The sequence below is a fragment of the Haloarcula taiwanensis genome (assembly GCA_002844335.1).
In the GTDB taxonomy this organism is placed as follows: domain Archaea; phylum Halobacteriota; class Halobacteria; order Halobacteriales; family Haloarculaceae; genus Haloarcula; species Haloarcula taiwanensis.
Map to the genome: position 1 here is coordinate 2,080,993 of CP019154.1, position 13,896 is coordinate 2,094,888.

Genomic DNA, 13,896 nt, shown 5'->3' on the forward strand with positions numbered 1-13,896 from the left:
CGGACAGATGGCGTTGTGTCGGTTGAAAGAATGGTGTTCCGAGCGAGCAGGTCGCCGCAGCGGTGAGTGGCTCTCAAACGCCGTTACGTTCGTCATGGCAGTTCCGGAGGGTGGAGCGATTTCACTGAGCAAGAATCGGCAGCGGTCACCCAGACGAGAGACCGCTGCCGGGGAACTGCTGGAAAACAGACTCGAAATCGTCAATCTCTGCAGCCGTGGCGTCGACTCTGTCACGGAGTTCGTGGAACTGCTCGTTGACGCTCTGGTATTCGTCGCTCGCTTCGAGTTGCGGCGTGTTCTTTTGCGTTTCTAGCGTTGCCTTCTTTGAAGCCACGGCGAAGTACTCCTGGACCTGCTCATCGTACGTGGTTCGGACGAGCATCTCCGAGACAGTGTCGAGGAGGTCATCACGACCGACCGGCTTGGTCAGGTACTCGTCGAAGGGCATCTCGACGATGTCGAAATCCGGGTCGACGGCTGTCACCATCACCACTGCCGGGTCGATGCCCTGCTGTGCGATAGCGTCGAGCACTTCGTCACCGCTCATGTCGGGCATCTGCCGGTCCAGAAAAACGACATCGACCGACGCGTCCACTAACTCGAGCGCTTCCGTACCGCTGTGTGCGGTCTGAACGTCGTGTGCAGTCAGCAGCCACGTCGAATACAGATCTGCGATGTCTTGTTCATCGTCGACCACGAGTACCGTTGCTTCCTCCGTCTCACCACGCATTTGCACTTGTTATCCCTCCTGTCGACTCACGTACTGCTCTCACCGAGACTTTCCTGAACAACAAGATAAAGCTATCCAGTATATTATCAATTCTGAGAATGCAGCAGTTGTTCTATTGCCATTTTATGCGACTGTACTGTCACAATGCAGTGACTCATGCCAGAGATGTTAACATAGCGGCGACCGTACGCTGTGTGTATGGTGACCGTCTCCGGACCGTGGACGAGCGAGGAAATGTCACAGTTTCTCAGCGCCGAGACTGTGCCACTCCGCCTCGGGTGTCGAACTCCAGCAGGCAGGCCCTGGATGCTCTCGCTGTGGTACCGGTTCGTCGACGGGACCTTCGAGTGTGCGACTGGCGCGGACGCGGCAGTCGTCGACTACCTCGACTACGACGACGACGTCTCGTTCGAGGTTTCGACGAACGAGCCGCCGTACTGCGGTGTCAGGGGTAACGGGACAGCGACGATGACAGCGGACGATGATAAAACCGTTCTCACTGACTTGTTACACCGGTATCTCGGCGGCACTGACTCGCCGCTGGCCGAACGACTGCTTGCACCTGACCGCCGCGAGATACAGATCACTATCACGCCCGACCGCCTCCACACATGGGACTACAGCAACCGAATGTAACAGCCTGAACCAATGGAACCCACAGACTCAGCCATGGACACAGATCCGACAGACATCAAATCAATTGCGATAAACGCAACTGACCTCGTCGCAGCCATTGAAGCGACTGCGGACGGATCAGAGACCGTGTTGCGCGTCACACCGCCGTTCAGCGGTCGGATGCGAGCGCGTCTCCACGTCGTCCAGCCCGGCGACGACGATGAGCCGATACACATCCAGCCCGACTCACTACTGGCGACGGACGCACCGTCGTATCCGACGCCCGACGACACCGCCGACGAACTTCGAGACGCGGACGACGAGACGTACTCGGTGGAACGCCATCGGACCTACCACGAACAACGGCTCGCCGAGTGGCGTGAGTCCCTGCCTGATCACGTCGTCGATAGCACGACACTAGTGGATACGGACCACGACGTAACCGTGTCACTACTCGGACCGTAATCGGTCGAATACGCCATCCAGAGCTGTCACCGAAAGCGGAAGTGCCACTGCGTATCACACAGCATCTGCAACGCGGATAAAACGTCTAAGCGCCGCTCAGACTGTAGTAAAATGAGCTGCTGGGGTGTCGCTGTGTGTGAAACGAAGCGAAACGGGCGGAAACCTCTAGAGGTTATAAGCTATCTCCAGTGGAAGTCGTGGACAGGTCCCTCCCACATGTCAAGTTCGTCCGCATACGAGTTACTCGCCCAGTTTGATGAGTCCATTCCGGAGTTCGACGAGCCGTTCGTCTCCGCCGTTCGAGGTATCGCATTCTGGACAGCGATTGCACTCCCGTTTCTCTATCTCCCGCTACTGGTCACCGGACTGCACTCCGGAGCAACGCGGACAGCGTTCGTCGCACTCGTCGTCTGTAACGCAGTTTCGCTGCTCGTCGGCCACTCGCACGGCGGGAGCGACTGAGCAGCCTCGGTGAGTCGTTGGGCCCCGTCTGAGGTCGCTGTCTCGGCGATTCGTTGATATTCACAGCCAAGCGAGGCCCCAACCCGTTCATAGTCCGTCGATGTAGCTTCTCGGCACTCTGTAGGTATATTCTGCAAGTATGCCCTGGATACTCACCAGCGAGGTGTGGGGTCGGAGTACAGCCCGTATATGCAGGGACGGTGTGGTTCCGTCACTATTCCTTACCCTCGTTGCATGCGTCGGACGGCGCATCTTTTCGGAGCGAGTACTCTCGCGGTAGCGGCGTCGACGGTTACGGTTGCGGCCGCGAGCGGTGTCGCAGAGTTGGTTCACGCGCACTCTCTGCCCTGGGTCATCACACTCGCCTGTCTGCCAGCGGTCTGTATCGGCTACGTGACGGCCGGGGAGGCCAGACGTGTCGTGACTGACGGCGGCTTCGTCGTGACAGAGACCGATATCGTGAATCTACACGCCGTCGCGGTCGCCGCGCCGGTCACGCGCTGGCTCGCGGTCGAGGCCGGCCTGGGGCCGGTCGTCGCCTCGGCGCTGGTCGGGTTGATAGCCGGGCTGTTCGTGCCGACGTACGGCGCTCCGGTGTACTGCGGGTCGTTCGTCGGGATGGTCGCCCCCAGCGTCTTTGTGGGCCGCCTGGCGGTCGCGGCCGCAGGTCTCATGGCCGGCGTCACCTTCGTCGCGGCCAAACGCGTCTTCGACGGGTTCGGCGGCAAACTCGGCACGACGGCGTTCGTCGGATGCGGGACGGTCGCGTTGACGACGGGCACAAACCCGGCCGAGCCAGCAGCGCTCCCGGACCCGGTGACGGCGGTCGCACTCGTCGCGGTAGCTGGCGTCGCCGCAGCCTTGACCTTCGTCGTGAGCGTCCGCCTCGACCATGGCCCCGTCGTCGGATCGGCGGTCGTCGGGTTGGTCGTCGGTCTGCTCGCGCCGACGCTGTTACCGGTCGGCGGCCAGGTCGCCGCTGTAGCGTTCTGTGCCTCGTTCGTCGGGATGGTGAGCCCCAACCGGCTGCCGAGCGAGCGAGCAACCTTCGGAGCCGGACTGCTCGCCGGCGGCCTCTACGTCGGAACGATGCCGTACCTCGCAGGGTTCGGCGGGAAACTCGGCACCATCGCGTTTGTGGCGTGTCTAGCGACCTACGGGGTGCGGACGGTCAACAGCAGGTAGACGATGGGATGGGCGGGCGGACACGGCGGCAAGGACCAGGAGATTCCGTTGACAGACACAGTTGGTGGCGTCCCGCCGTGTCCACTCGGCGATTGGACTACACCGAAATGAGATGGGACCGTAAGAACTGTGGCCTATTTCACAAGAACAGGCGACACTCCCACACCGCATGCAATGTTCTGGGGGGCGCTCTTCGCGTTGTGCTGGCTCTCACTTTGTGTCCGCGGACCGACTGTCGACGAGATCGACCCATTCTCTCAGCGGCCCCCGAACACCATCGACTGAGACTGTCACGTCGCCGTCGAACCGCCACGTCGCCTGCGGGGCATCCGAGCCGAACTGCATCGGAATAGAGACAGACAGCTCGTCGGCCGAGAGGTGAAGTGGCTCGTTGCGGTCAACCGTCTCGTCGAGCAGCCGCTCGATGGCCAGGCGGAGCTGTTCTGGGTCCGGATCTGGAAGATCTGTGGAGTGACTCATGTCTGTCGCTTAGACCCGAAGCTACCTCCGTGTTGTGACGGACCGGACGGTTTTGCCCCGTCATTTAGGGGGGTGTGGTCCCCAGACTGCATCGATGAAGTTGCCAACGCCTTACGCTCTCGGCGGGACCTACTACGTCGAGACGGTGTCAGCCGGGAAAGAGACGGACGACGAGACAGTGCGCGATTGCGTGGTCTGTGGCGGCCACGTGTACGCCGACGACTGGCACCTCGTCACTGGCGTGGTGGACACGACCGGCGGCCGACAGCGCCACCACCACTGTAGCGACGACTGCCTGACCGAGTGGCTCCGGCTGATGGCGACCGACTGAACGGCGGCGAGTCCGCGGAGTCTTGACGGTGGAGCGCGTCGGGGGAATATGGACGAGCGCACGGGCGTGTTCAGGGTCTACCGGGTCGTCAACGCGGTCCCACATATCAATCTGTTCGACACTGATGCAACGCGACTCTACACCGTGTACCAGTCCGGCTACGGCGAGCGACAACCGGCGGTCGACGACCTCCGGACGGGCGATCTCGTCGAGGCGACACTGGGCGGCGACCCCGATGATTCGGATGAGGCCTGGTCGCTGCTTTCGTTCGAGCGGCTTGACCGCGTTGCGATGGATTTCGCCGTCGACGCCGAAATCCCGGCAGTGGCGGCTGCGCTCTGGGAACCCGGGCTCGAACGCCCGGCGAGCACCGTGCTCGAAGAGAACGGCGAGCAGGTCGCGGAGTGTTTCGTCCAGCCGCGCGCGCCGCTGCCCGGCGGCGCGTTCGTCCCGAGTGTGCTCACCGGTCTTGTTCCGATGGAGTCGCTGCTGACCGAACTCCCCGGTATCGGCGAGCCGCCGACAGACGCTATCTTCATTGACCCCGACCCGTCCGATGCCGACTCGTACTCCCGCCCCTACGGCGTCGCCGTGCTGTTCACCGCCGAGGCCGACGAGCTACTCGCCGAGTTCCGGGAGCGGTACGACCTTCCCGCCGACGCCGACAACAGGCCCGAGTACGACCCGTACGGGCTGTGAGTCCCGGTCGGGCGCTACATCGTGATGACCAGCGGCACCGGGACGAAACAGAGCATCCCCAGGACGAACGTAAGCAGGCCCACAGCCCAGCGGCCCAGTCCCAGCGGCGTCTCGTCCAGCGGCGTCGCGGAGCCCAGCCGCCCGAACACCAGCGCCAGAATTCCCCAGAACGCCCACAGCCCGGCCGCCCGCCCTCCTTCGAAGACGACGAGGTATGCCGCGAGCCCGAACAGGGCGGCGGGGACGGCCAGCTGGACCAGCGACAGGCGGTCGCCGAACAGCGACCGGGCGACGTGTGCGCCGTCGAGCTGTCCGACCGGCAGGAGGTTCAGGAAGGTCACGAACGCGCCGACCCAGCCGCCGATGACGACCGGGTTCGGGAGGAGCTGCGGGTTCGCGTACTCCAGCGGCTCGCCCATCGCCGCGGCGATGCCCTGGAGTAAGAGCGGGTAGCCGAGTTCGATGTTCGTGACGATGCCGCGTGTCACCTCCACCGGCGGGAGTGTCACGCCGATAGCAGTCACGACGACCGTGGCGGCCAAGCCCGCCAGCGGACCGGCGACGCCGATGTCGAACAGCGCCTTGCGGTCGGGGATGTGGTCGTTCATGCTGATGACCGCCCCCAGCGTCCCGAGGACGTTCGGGAACGGCAGGAAGTACGGCAGGCTCGCCTCCACCTCGTGGTAGCGGCTCATGACGTAGTGCCCGAACTCGTGGACCGCGAGGATACCGAGCGCTGCCGCGGCGAAGGGCCACGCCGCGAGCATCGCTGTCGGGTCTTCAAGAACTGACAGCCCGTACCAGCGAGTCCCGGCGTACAGCGTCGACAGCAGCGTCAGGACGGCGAGTCCGACGTTCAACCACGGGATACCGTCGACGCCGAGCGACCGCTCCTGTGCGATCAATACCCACTCGCCCATCTCTCGCTTGAGTGCGACGCGATACCCGCGCTGGCGGAACGCCGGCGCGATGCGGTGGATGACCTGCTCTGACTCGGTCATCGGCTCGCCGTAGTACCGGATACCGTCCTCTGCGGTCCTGTCGACCTCGTAGACGTGGAAGGTGTCTGCGAGCGTTTCCGGGTCCGGCAACTCCGGCGGCGAGGACTGGGTCGCCATTACTCCCGTTTAGGGTTCGACCCGTTTGAACCTGTTTGCTGGCCCCGGCCTCGTCAGTCCGCGATGGCCTCGTCCGACCCAGTCGCGGCGTTTGGGTCCCGAATCCAGAGGTCGCCGAACAGGTCGTCTTGCTGGAGTCGGACCTGTCCGCGGTGAGCCAAAAAGAGTAATCCGAGGAACGTCTCGACGCGAGTCCCGCCAGCGGTGTCGACCTCGCGGTACAGCACTTCCTCGCGGCCCTTGTCGTACTGCTCGCGGACGGCGTCGTGGACGTCGGCGATGATGTCGTCGATGTTCTCGGCGTGGGCCGTCCCGGTCACGTCAGCAGCCGACGGCTCCTCGTCCAGTCGCATGTCGTCGGCCCCGCGGTAGTCCAGTTCCTGGGTCCCGCGGTCGAAGCCGCTCGGGGAGTCGCTGGTGTCGTACTCCCGAGATTCTTTCCACCAGGAGTCCCGTTCGGCGTCCCGGAGGTCCCGGACCAGTTCGTCGAGCGTCTGTGGCATCCCGCGGGCGCGGCGGCGTTCGAGCCGGCGGTCCATCTCCGACTCGAGGGCGGCGAAGGGGTCGGGCTGTTCGATTGGAGCGTCCTCGTGCATCGCCTGCTCCCATGGCTCGGCCGGCTCCTCCTCAGTCTGTCCCTCGCCGAGCATCGCGTCGCTTTTCATCCGAATCAGGACGCTCGCGTAGAACAGCGCCCGCCCCGACGTGCGCAAGTCCGCGTCGTCGATGCGGTCGAGGAATTTGTCGGTGACCCGCACCACGTCAATGTCCCACGGGTCGATTTCGCCGTCGTCGGCGAGCTGGACCAGCACCTCGACGGGTTCGACGTCTTCGTCCTCGTCCTCGTCGGTCGTCCGGTCGCTTTCGGGGCTGTCCTGTGCAGTTGTCTCGTCGTCTGGGTCGGGGGAGTCGCCCAGCAGCGCCGCCGCGTCGTCCGAGCCACCTGGCGGCTCGCGGTCCTCGTGCCCGGTGATGTTGAGCGGGATGTCATCGGCATCGTCTCGTGGGTCACTTCGTTCCCCGCTCGACTGTCCCGAGGAGTCTCCGTCGCGCTGCTCCTCAGTCTCGCGGGTCGCGTCGCTCCCCGCTCGCGAGTCCGAGCCGCGTGACGGCTCGCTCCCCTCGCTAGTCATCAGCGGGCACCTCCTCGTCGCCGTCGCCCTCGCCAGAGAGGTCGATGCCAGTTACGGCGCTCACGTTGTCGCCCTGCATCATCACGCCGATGGCCCGCTCGGACCGCTCCAGCATGGCCGAGCGGTGCGAGACGACGACGAACTGAGCGTCCCCGGCGAGTTCGTCCACCAGTTCGCCCACGAGGTCGGCGTTGGCCGCATCGAGGAAGGCGTCGACCTCGTCAAGCGCGTAGAACGGCGCGGGGTTGTGCCGCTGGATGGCGAAAATAAAGGCCAGCGCGGTCAGGGACTTCTCGCCGCCGGACATCGCGTTCAGCCGCTGGATGGGCTTGTCGCCCGGCTGGGCCTTCATCGTCAGCCCGCCCTCGAAGGGGTCGTCCTCGTCTTCGAGGTGGAGGTGGCCGGTACCGTTCGAGAGCCGCTCGAAGATGTTCTGGAACTGGTCGTTGATCTCCGTGAACGACTCCATGAACGTCTCCTTCTTGCGCGCCTCGTAGGTGTCGATGCGGTCGCGGATGCCGTCGGCCTCCTCGACCAGCGTCGCCTTCTTGTCTTCGAGTTCCTGCAGGTCGTCGTTGACCCGGTCGTACTCCTCGATAGCCCGCATGTTGACCGGCTCCAGTTTCTCCATCTCCGTTTCGAGTCGGTCGATTTCCCGCTCGACGGTCTCGTGGTCTGGCACGTCCTCGGGGTCGTAGTCGCCGACCTGCGCTTCGAGTTCATCGATTTCCCACTCCAGACGCTCCTGCGTTTCCTGCTCTGATTCGAGGTCACGCTCGATCTCCGAGACCGCGGCCTGTTGCTCGTCGCGGGCCTCTTTGGCCTCCTGCAGGTCGGCTTTCAGGTCCTCGCGTTCGGACTTGAGTTCCGACAGTTCCTCCTCCAAATCGGCGACGGCCTGCTCCTTCTCGGCTTTCAGCTCCTCTTTCTCGGCGACTTCCGCTTCGAGGTCGTCGATACGCTCCTCGTGTTCGGCCTTCCGGTTCTGTGCGGCCTCGATGTCGTCGTGAAGGTCCTCGATGGCCTCCTCGGCGTACTGTTTCTCCAGTTGGTACTCGTTGAGTTCGGCGTCGAGGTCGCTCTGGCGGTCTTCGAGCGCGTCGATGTCGGCCTCGATGGACTCGCGGCGGTCGGTCAGGTCCGGCAGTTCCGAGTCCTCGACCTCGGCCTCCAGGTCGTCGATGTCGGCCTGGAGCGCGTCGATTTCCTCGGTCTTTGCCTCGATGTCGGCCTCCAGGTCGTCCATCTGGTCGGCCACGTCCTCGCGCTCGGCGGCTATCTCTTCGAGGTCGGCCTCCAGCTGGTCGATGCGGTCGCGGGTGTCTTCGAGGGCGCTCTCCTTGCGCTCGATGCTCGTCTCGATGTCCCGGACCTGCTCGGTCGCGTCGGACTCGCGGTCGCGGGCGTCGTCGAGGCGCTCCTCCACGTCCCGGAGGTCCTCGCGCACGTCGGCCCGCTCGTCTTCGAGTTCGTTGATGCGCGTGGCGACGCGTTCGAGCTTGCCCGCCCCGCCCGAGAAGGAGTAGCGCGTGCCCGACGAGGAGCCGCCGGTCATCGCGCCGGACTTCTCGACGAGGTCGCCGTCCAGCGTGACCATCCGGTACTCGCCCATCAGGTCGCGGGCGGTGTCCATGCTGTCGACGACGACGGTGTCGCCGAGCACGTACGAGAAGATGCCCGCGTACTCGGGGTCAAAGTCCACGAGGTTGTACGCGAAGTCGACGACGCCGTCGGCGCTGGGCAGCGACCCCAGCGAGCGGTTCTGCATCTGCGTAATCGGGAGGAACGTCGCCCGGCCGGCACTACGTGACTTGAGGTACTCGATACAGCGCTGGCCCACGCTGTCGTCGTCAACGACGACGTGAGCGAGCCGCCCGCCGGCCGCCGTTTCACAGGCCGTGGCGTACTCGGGGTCGACCCCGCCGAGTTGGCCGACGGTGCCGTGGACGCCGTCCTGGCTGGCGTTGAGAATCGCCGTGACCGCGCGGCCGTAGGAGGAGTCGCCGTCTTCGCCGGCCTTCGCCTCTAGCTGGGCGTACTCCTGCTGTTTCGCGCTGATTTCGTCTTCCAGCTCGTCCAAGTCCGACTGGAGTTCCCGCTTCTCGGCCCGAAGGTCATCGACGACTTCGCCGATGGTCGCCTTGTTCTGCTTTGCCTTCTCCAGTTCCGTCTGCAAGTCCTCGATGTCGGCTTCGAGGTCGGGAATCTCGGCCTCCGCTTCCTCGATGGCCGCGCGCTTCTCGTCCTCGGCGTTCGAGCGCCGCCGGGCCTCATCGAGCAGGCGGTCCTGCTCACGCTGGAGGTCGTTTTTCTCGCTTTTGAGCGTCTCCAGTCGCGAGCGCTTTGTCTCCAGTTCGTCCTTGACCTCCTGGAACTCCTCGCCGACCTCGTCGATGCGCTGTTGAACCTCGGCGAGTTCGGACTCCTTCTCGGCGATGTCGGCCTTGACGTTTGACTTGGCGACTTTCGCCTCGCGGATGTCGCTTTCGAGGTCGTCGATGGTCTCCTGCTTGCGGTCTATCTGGACGAACGCCTGTCGGCGCTCGTTTTCGGCGGCCTCGACGGTTTCCTCGGCGGATTCGATTTTGTCCTCCAGCCGCGAGATGTCGCCCTTTATCTCCTCGATGTCCCGCTTGATGGCGAGCTGTTCGTCCTCGCCCTTGCGCTCGATTTCCTGATTGAGCTCGTGGAGTTCGTCCTCCAGCCGGATGACCGCACCCTGACGCTCGTCGAGTTCCGTCTGTAGTTCGGTGAGTTCGCTTTCGAGCTCGTCGATAGTTTCCTCGACGGCGGCCAGTTCCTCGCGCTTGTCTTCGAGTTCGGCGGCCTTGCGGTAGCCCTCGTACTCCTCTTTCTCCTCGCGGAGGTCCTGGTACTGCAGCGCCGTCTCGCGCTCGTCTTCCAGTTGGTCCAGCCGCTCCTGTTTCTCCTCGATGCGGAGTTCGGCCTCGTCGATGCGCTCCTGGACGACCTCCAGTTCGTCGAAGGCGTCGGCCTTTTTTGCGTCGAACTGAGCGACGCCGGCGATCTCGTCGATAATTTCCCGACGGGAGCCGGCCGTCATGTTGATGATCTCGGTCACGTCGCCCTGCATGACGACGTTGTATCCCTCCGGCGTCACGCCCGCCTGCGCGAGCAGGTCCTGAATGTCCGAGAGGTTGACCGAGCGGCCGTTGATGTAGTAGTAGGAGTAGTAGTTGTCCTCGGTCTCCTTGACGCGGCGTTTGATTGCGATCTCGTCCACGTCGCCCACGTCTTCGGTGCCGGCGGCGTTGACGACCTGCGAGCGGGAGAGCGTGCGGTCGTCGTTCGCTAAGATGACCTCGACGCTGGCCTGGCGCTCGCCGTCGTACTCGGCGTCCTCGTCGGCGTGGCCGGGGTTGTAGATGAGGTCGGTGAGCTTCTCGGCGCGGATGCCCGAGGTGCGAGCCAGTCCGAGCGCGAACAAGATGGCGTCGATGATGTTGGACTTGCCCGAGCCGTTCGGACCGCTAATAGTGGTAAAATCTTCGTAGAACGGGATTCGGGTCTTCCGCCCGAAGCTCTTGAAATTGTCGAGGACGAGCTCTTTGATATGCATACGGTGGTGTGGCCGACAGCCCTACGCGACGATGATGTCGGACTCCGAGTCCTCTTCGCCCTCGGTCTCCGACGCGGCTTCGGCTTCCTCCCTGTTATCACCCTCGTCGGTATCCGCAGTGTTAGGTGTGTCGGCCTCGGTTGGGGTGGCGGCCGATTCTTCCGAGTCGGACGCGTCGGCGCTGAATCCGTTGTCCTCGTCGACGCTGGCTTCGAGTTCTCGGATGCGGACCTTGCATTCGACGAGTTCGTCGGTCAGTCCCTCGACCGACGCTTCCAGTTCTCTGACGCGCGTTTCGAGTTCCTCGACTCGGTTGCCGCACATACCCGATACCCAGCCATTCTGGACACTTATACCTACGTCAGACATTACCAGTTCGGTTGATACGTCCGCGCCTGTACAGGGTCGTTAGCCTTTAGCCACGCGCCACCGAACCCCGGATAATGACCGCACAAGCGTCCGAGTCCCGCGAACTCGCGGCCGTCATCGGGCTGGAGGTCCACGTCCAGCTTGAGACGGCGACGAAGATCTTCTGTGGCTGCTCGACCGACGTGGCCGACGCCGAGCCCAACACCCACACGTGCCCGGTGTGTCTCGGCCTCCCCGGCGCGCTCCCCGTGGTCAACGAGGGGGCCGTCGAGGCGGCGGTGAAGGTCGGCAAGGCTATCGACGCCGATATCCCGGAAGAGACCGCCTTCCACCGGAAGAACTACTACTACCCCGACCTCCCGAAGAACTTCCAGATAACGCAATACGATTCGCCCATCTGCCAGGACGGGGAACTGGAGTTCACCGTCGAGGGCGAGCGCCGCAGCGTCGACATCCGCCGTGCGCATCTGGAAGAGGACCCCGGTTCTATCAAGCACGTCCGCGAGGGGTCCGGCCCGCTCGAATCCCGGACCTGCTCCATCGAGCGCGCGGATTACACGCTCGTCGACTACAACCGCGCCGGGACGCCGCTGATGGAGATTGTCACGGAACCGGACTTCCGCGCGCCGGGCGAGGTCCGGTCGTTCCTCGAAAAGCTCGAAGAGGTGCTGGAGTATCTAGGCGTGTTCGACGCAACGCGGGACGGCAGCCTCCGCATCGACGCGAACCTCTCGATGGTCGAGGCGGGCGAGGTGGACGACGACGGCGACATCGACGAGGCCGTCCTCGAAGACGCCAACCGCACCGAAGTCAAGAACATCTCCAGTCACAAGGGCGCGGAGCAGGCGCTGTCCTTCGAGGCCTCCCGCCAGCGGAAGCTTATCCAGTCCGGCCGCGCCGTCGAACAGGAGACCCGCCACTTCAACGAGACACACGGCAACACAGTGTCGATGCGCTCGAAGGAGGAAGAGAAGGACTACCGCTACTTCCGGGAGGCCGACCTGCCGCCCCTGCGAGTCAGCCACTGGAAGGACGAGGTCCCGATTCCGGAACTCCCCGACGCCCGCCGCGAGCGGTTCGTCGCCGAGTACGGTCTCAGCGAGGAGGCTGCCTCGAAGCTCACGAGCACGAAACAGGTCGCGGACTTCTTCGAGGACGTGGCCGAGCGCTTCGATGCCAACCTCGCCGCAACGTGGGTCGCCGACAATCTGCTTGGCGAACTGAACTACCGGGACATGGCTATCACCGACATCGACGACCGGTTCGACGAGGTGACGCGCCTGGTCGAACTCGTCGCGGAGGACGAAATCACCGCCAAAAACGCTCACGAGACGGTCCTGCGGGAGATGCTCGACACCGGCGACGACCCCGATACCGTCGTTGACCGCGAGGGACTGGGCAAGACCACCGGCGACGAGGTCCAGCAGGCTGTCGTGGAAGCCATCGACGAGAACCCCGACGCCGTCGAGGACTACCACAGCGGCGAGGACGGCGCAATCAACTTCCTCGTCGGGCAGGTCATGCAAAAGACCGGCGGGAGCGCCGACCCCGGCGACGTGAACGGGCTGCTGCGCGAGGAACTGGAGAGCTAGGCGGGCGTTCTACTCGACCGTCCCGGGGAGGGCGAATCTGTATCTCTGTCGCCCTGTCACCGCCGTGGCCAGTCGTCCGGCAGTTCATCAGCGTGATTTTCGAGCAGTTCGAGCATCGGTTCGATTTCGTCGAAGCGCTGGCCCCGTGAGACCTCGTCGGCCGCTCGGTCCCAGTCGATGTACGCTAAACTGGCCAGTCGGGGCAGGTCGTCGTGTCGGAGTTCGGCTTCGGTAGTTCTGGCTCCAGCACTTCTGGGCAGAAAATCGACAATCGGCCGTGGACTCCGCTGTTTCAACATGAACAGAATCATTCGACGGCGGCGGGTAAACAGCGCTTCAAACACCCGGTCCATCCCTGTGTCCCATACCACGTCCGGGATAGAAGTTCCCATCCTGTAACAAGAGACACACTACTGATAATAAATGTCACGATACCGCCGTTCTCTTGCCGAATCGGTCCTGAATGCTACAGGCGTAGTTACTGTCAGAGGCTGTCCAAAGAGCCGCTATGGTGCGTCGTATGCTACGATTCGCTCGATGCGTTCGACTCGACGTTCTCACGCCGCTCGCCCGGGATAATCGCGGGGTCCTTCCACAGCAGTGTCACGAAGACCGTCGCGGCGAGCGCTTCGATGGTCTTGATAGCTGATTCGACCGGTTCTGTGGTGAAATGGTCCAGTATCAGCAGGGCAGTGCTCCCGCCGTGGTGGTGGCCACCGCCGCCGGACGACGGTGCAGAGAACCCGTCGACGAGGAAGGCCCCGTGCCCGGTGGCGTGCCAGAACACCCACCCGGCGATGGACGCAATCATGAGGACAGTCCCGACGATATAGGCGTTCCGCAGACCGATGATGCCCCGGGTAATGAGATACGGGCCAGTGAGCAATACCACGGCGAAGGCGACAAACAGAAACGGGCGAGGGTCCGGCGGGAGTCCCCGTCCGAACAGTCCCTCTATCGCCTGCGCGTAGATGATGCTTCGCGGGAGTCCCCACCAGAGGTGAAACGCCGCCGTCGCAAAGACGAGCGTGGCGGCGGTTCCGCGGAGGAGTTTGGTCGTCCGGCGATCCATACTGACAGTCGGAGTGGCAGTGGCAAGAGTGCGTCGAAGTGATGAGTCGTGCCGAGGACCGCCAC

At 63.8% G+C, this 13,896-nt stretch carries 15 protein-coding genes; 7 read left to right on the top strand and 8 right to left on the bottom strand.

Annotated elements, in window-relative coordinates:
• Positions 1 to 145: 145 nt before the first annotated feature.
• Positions 146 to 736 carry a DNA-binding protein gene (locus tag BVU17_10580; GenBank protein AUG47941.1) on the bottom strand — a complete coding sequence of 197 codons (591 nt, stop codon included), beginning with the start codon at positions 734 to 736 and terminating at the stop codon, positions 146 to 148.
• Positions 737 to 928: 192 nt separating this feature from the next.
• On the opposite strand from BVU17_10580, the gene BVU17_10585 reads away from it, so the two are divergent.
• The 4 genes from BVU17_10585 to BVU17_10600 all read left to right on the top strand — a co-directional run bounded on the left by BVU17_10585 (position 929) and on the right by BVU17_10600 (position 3,457).
• Positions 929 to 1,366, top strand: a complete 438-nt coding sequence (locus BVU17_10585; GenBank protein ID AUG47942.1) for a pyridoxamine 5'-phosphate oxidase — start codon at positions 929 to 931, stop codon at positions 1,364 to 1,366.
• A 33-nt stretch (positions 1,367 to 1,399) separates the two neighbouring features.
• Positions 1,400 to 1,810 carry a hypothetical protein gene (locus tag BVU17_10590; protein AUG48893.1) on the top strand — a complete coding sequence of 137 codons (411 nt, stop codon included), beginning with the start codon at positions 1,400 to 1,402 and terminating at the stop codon, positions 1,808 to 1,810.
• A gap of 216 nt (positions 1,811 to 2,026) precedes the next feature.
• Positions 2,027 to 2,272, top strand: coding sequence for a hypothetical protein (locus BVU17_10595; GenBank protein AUG47943.1), 246 nt, complete (start codon positions 2,027 to 2,029; stop codon positions 2,270 to 2,272).
• 234 nt (positions 2,273 to 2,506) lie between these two features.
• Positions 2,507 to 3,457: a hypothetical protein gene (locus BVU17_10600; GenBank protein ID AUG47944.1), complete on the top strand. Its 951-nt coding sequence runs from the start codon at positions 2,507 to 2,509 to the stop codon at positions 3,455 to 3,457.
• 210 nt (positions 3,458 to 3,667) lie between these two features.
• Here the strand turns inward: BVU17_10600 and BVU17_10605 are convergent, their stop codons facing one another.
• A complete protein-coding gene (locus BVU17_10605; protein ID AUG47945.1) occupies positions 3,668 to 3,937 on the bottom strand; it encodes a hypothetical protein in 270 nt (89 codons plus the stop codon).
• Between the two features lie 94 nt (positions 3,938 to 4,031).
• Between BVU17_10605 and BVU17_10610 the strand changes: the two genes are divergently transcribed.
• Both BVU17_10610 and BVU17_10615 read left to right on the top strand, forming a co-directional pair.
• Positions 4,032 to 4,268, top strand: a complete 237-nt coding sequence (locus BVU17_10610; protein ID AUG47946.1) for a hypothetical protein — start codon at positions 4,032 to 4,034, stop codon at positions 4,266 to 4,268.
• A gap of 48 nt (positions 4,269 to 4,316) precedes the next feature.
• Positions 4,317 to 4,967, top strand: a complete 651-nt coding sequence (locus tag BVU17_10615; protein AUG47947.1) for a hypothetical protein — start codon at positions 4,317 to 4,319, stop codon at positions 4,965 to 4,967.
• Positions 4,968 to 4,981: 14 nt separating this feature from the next.
• Here BVU17_10615 and BVU17_10620 read toward each other — a convergent pair whose 3' ends face one another.
• Genes BVU17_10620 through BVU17_10635 form a run of 4 tightly spaced genes read right to left on the bottom strand, consistent with a single transcriptional unit; the run spans position 4,982 to position 11,122 of the window.
• Positions 4,982 to 6,085, bottom strand: coding sequence for a hypothetical protein (locus BVU17_10620; GenBank protein AUG47948.1), 1,104 nt, complete (start codon positions 6,083 to 6,085; stop codon positions 4,982 to 4,984).
• Positions 6,086 to 6,138: 53 nt separating this feature from the next.
• Positions 6,139 to 7,218 carry a segregation/condensation protein A gene (locus BVU17_10625; GenBank protein AUG47949.1) on the bottom strand — a complete coding sequence of 360 codons (1,080 nt, stop codon included), beginning with the start codon at positions 7,216 to 7,218 and terminating at the stop codon, positions 6,139 to 6,141.
• Positions 7,211 to 10,798, bottom strand: a complete 3,588-nt coding sequence (locus BVU17_10630; GenBank protein AUG47950.1) for a chromosome segregation protein SMC — start codon at positions 10,796 to 10,798, stop codon at positions 7,211 to 7,213. Before BVU17_10630 ends, BVU17_10625 begins: the two co-directional genes overlap by 8 nt.
• A 21-nt stretch (positions 10,799 to 10,819) precedes the next feature.
• A complete protein-coding gene (locus tag BVU17_10635) occupies positions 10,820 to 11,122 on the bottom strand; it encodes a hypothetical protein (GenBank protein AUG47951.1) in 303 nt (100 codons plus the stop codon).
• A 119-nt stretch (positions 11,123 to 11,241) separates the two neighbouring features.
• Here BVU17_10635 and BVU17_10640 point away from each other — a divergent pair, with 119 nt between their 5' ends.
• Complete coding sequence (locus BVU17_10640) at positions 11,242 to 12,759, top strand: glutaminyl-tRNA synthase (glutamine-hydrolyzing) subunit B (GenBank protein AUG47952.1); 1,518 nt, start codon at positions 11,242 to 11,244, stop codon at positions 12,757 to 12,759.
• Between the two features lie 56 nt (positions 12,760 to 12,815).
• On the opposite strand, the gene BVU17_10645 is transcribed toward BVU17_10640, so the two are convergent.
• Both BVU17_10645 and BVU17_10650 read right to left on the bottom strand, forming a co-directional pair.
• A complete protein-coding gene (locus tag BVU17_10645; protein ID AUG47953.1) occupies positions 12,816 to 13,112 on the bottom strand; it encodes a hypothetical protein in 297 nt (98 codons plus the stop codon).
• 170 nt (positions 13,113 to 13,282) lie between these two features.
• Positions 13,283 to 13,831, bottom strand: a complete 549-nt coding sequence (locus BVU17_10650) for a hypothetical protein (protein ID AUG47954.1) — start codon at positions 13,829 to 13,831, stop codon at positions 13,283 to 13,285.
• Between the last annotated feature and the right edge of the window lie 65 nt (positions 13,832 to 13,896).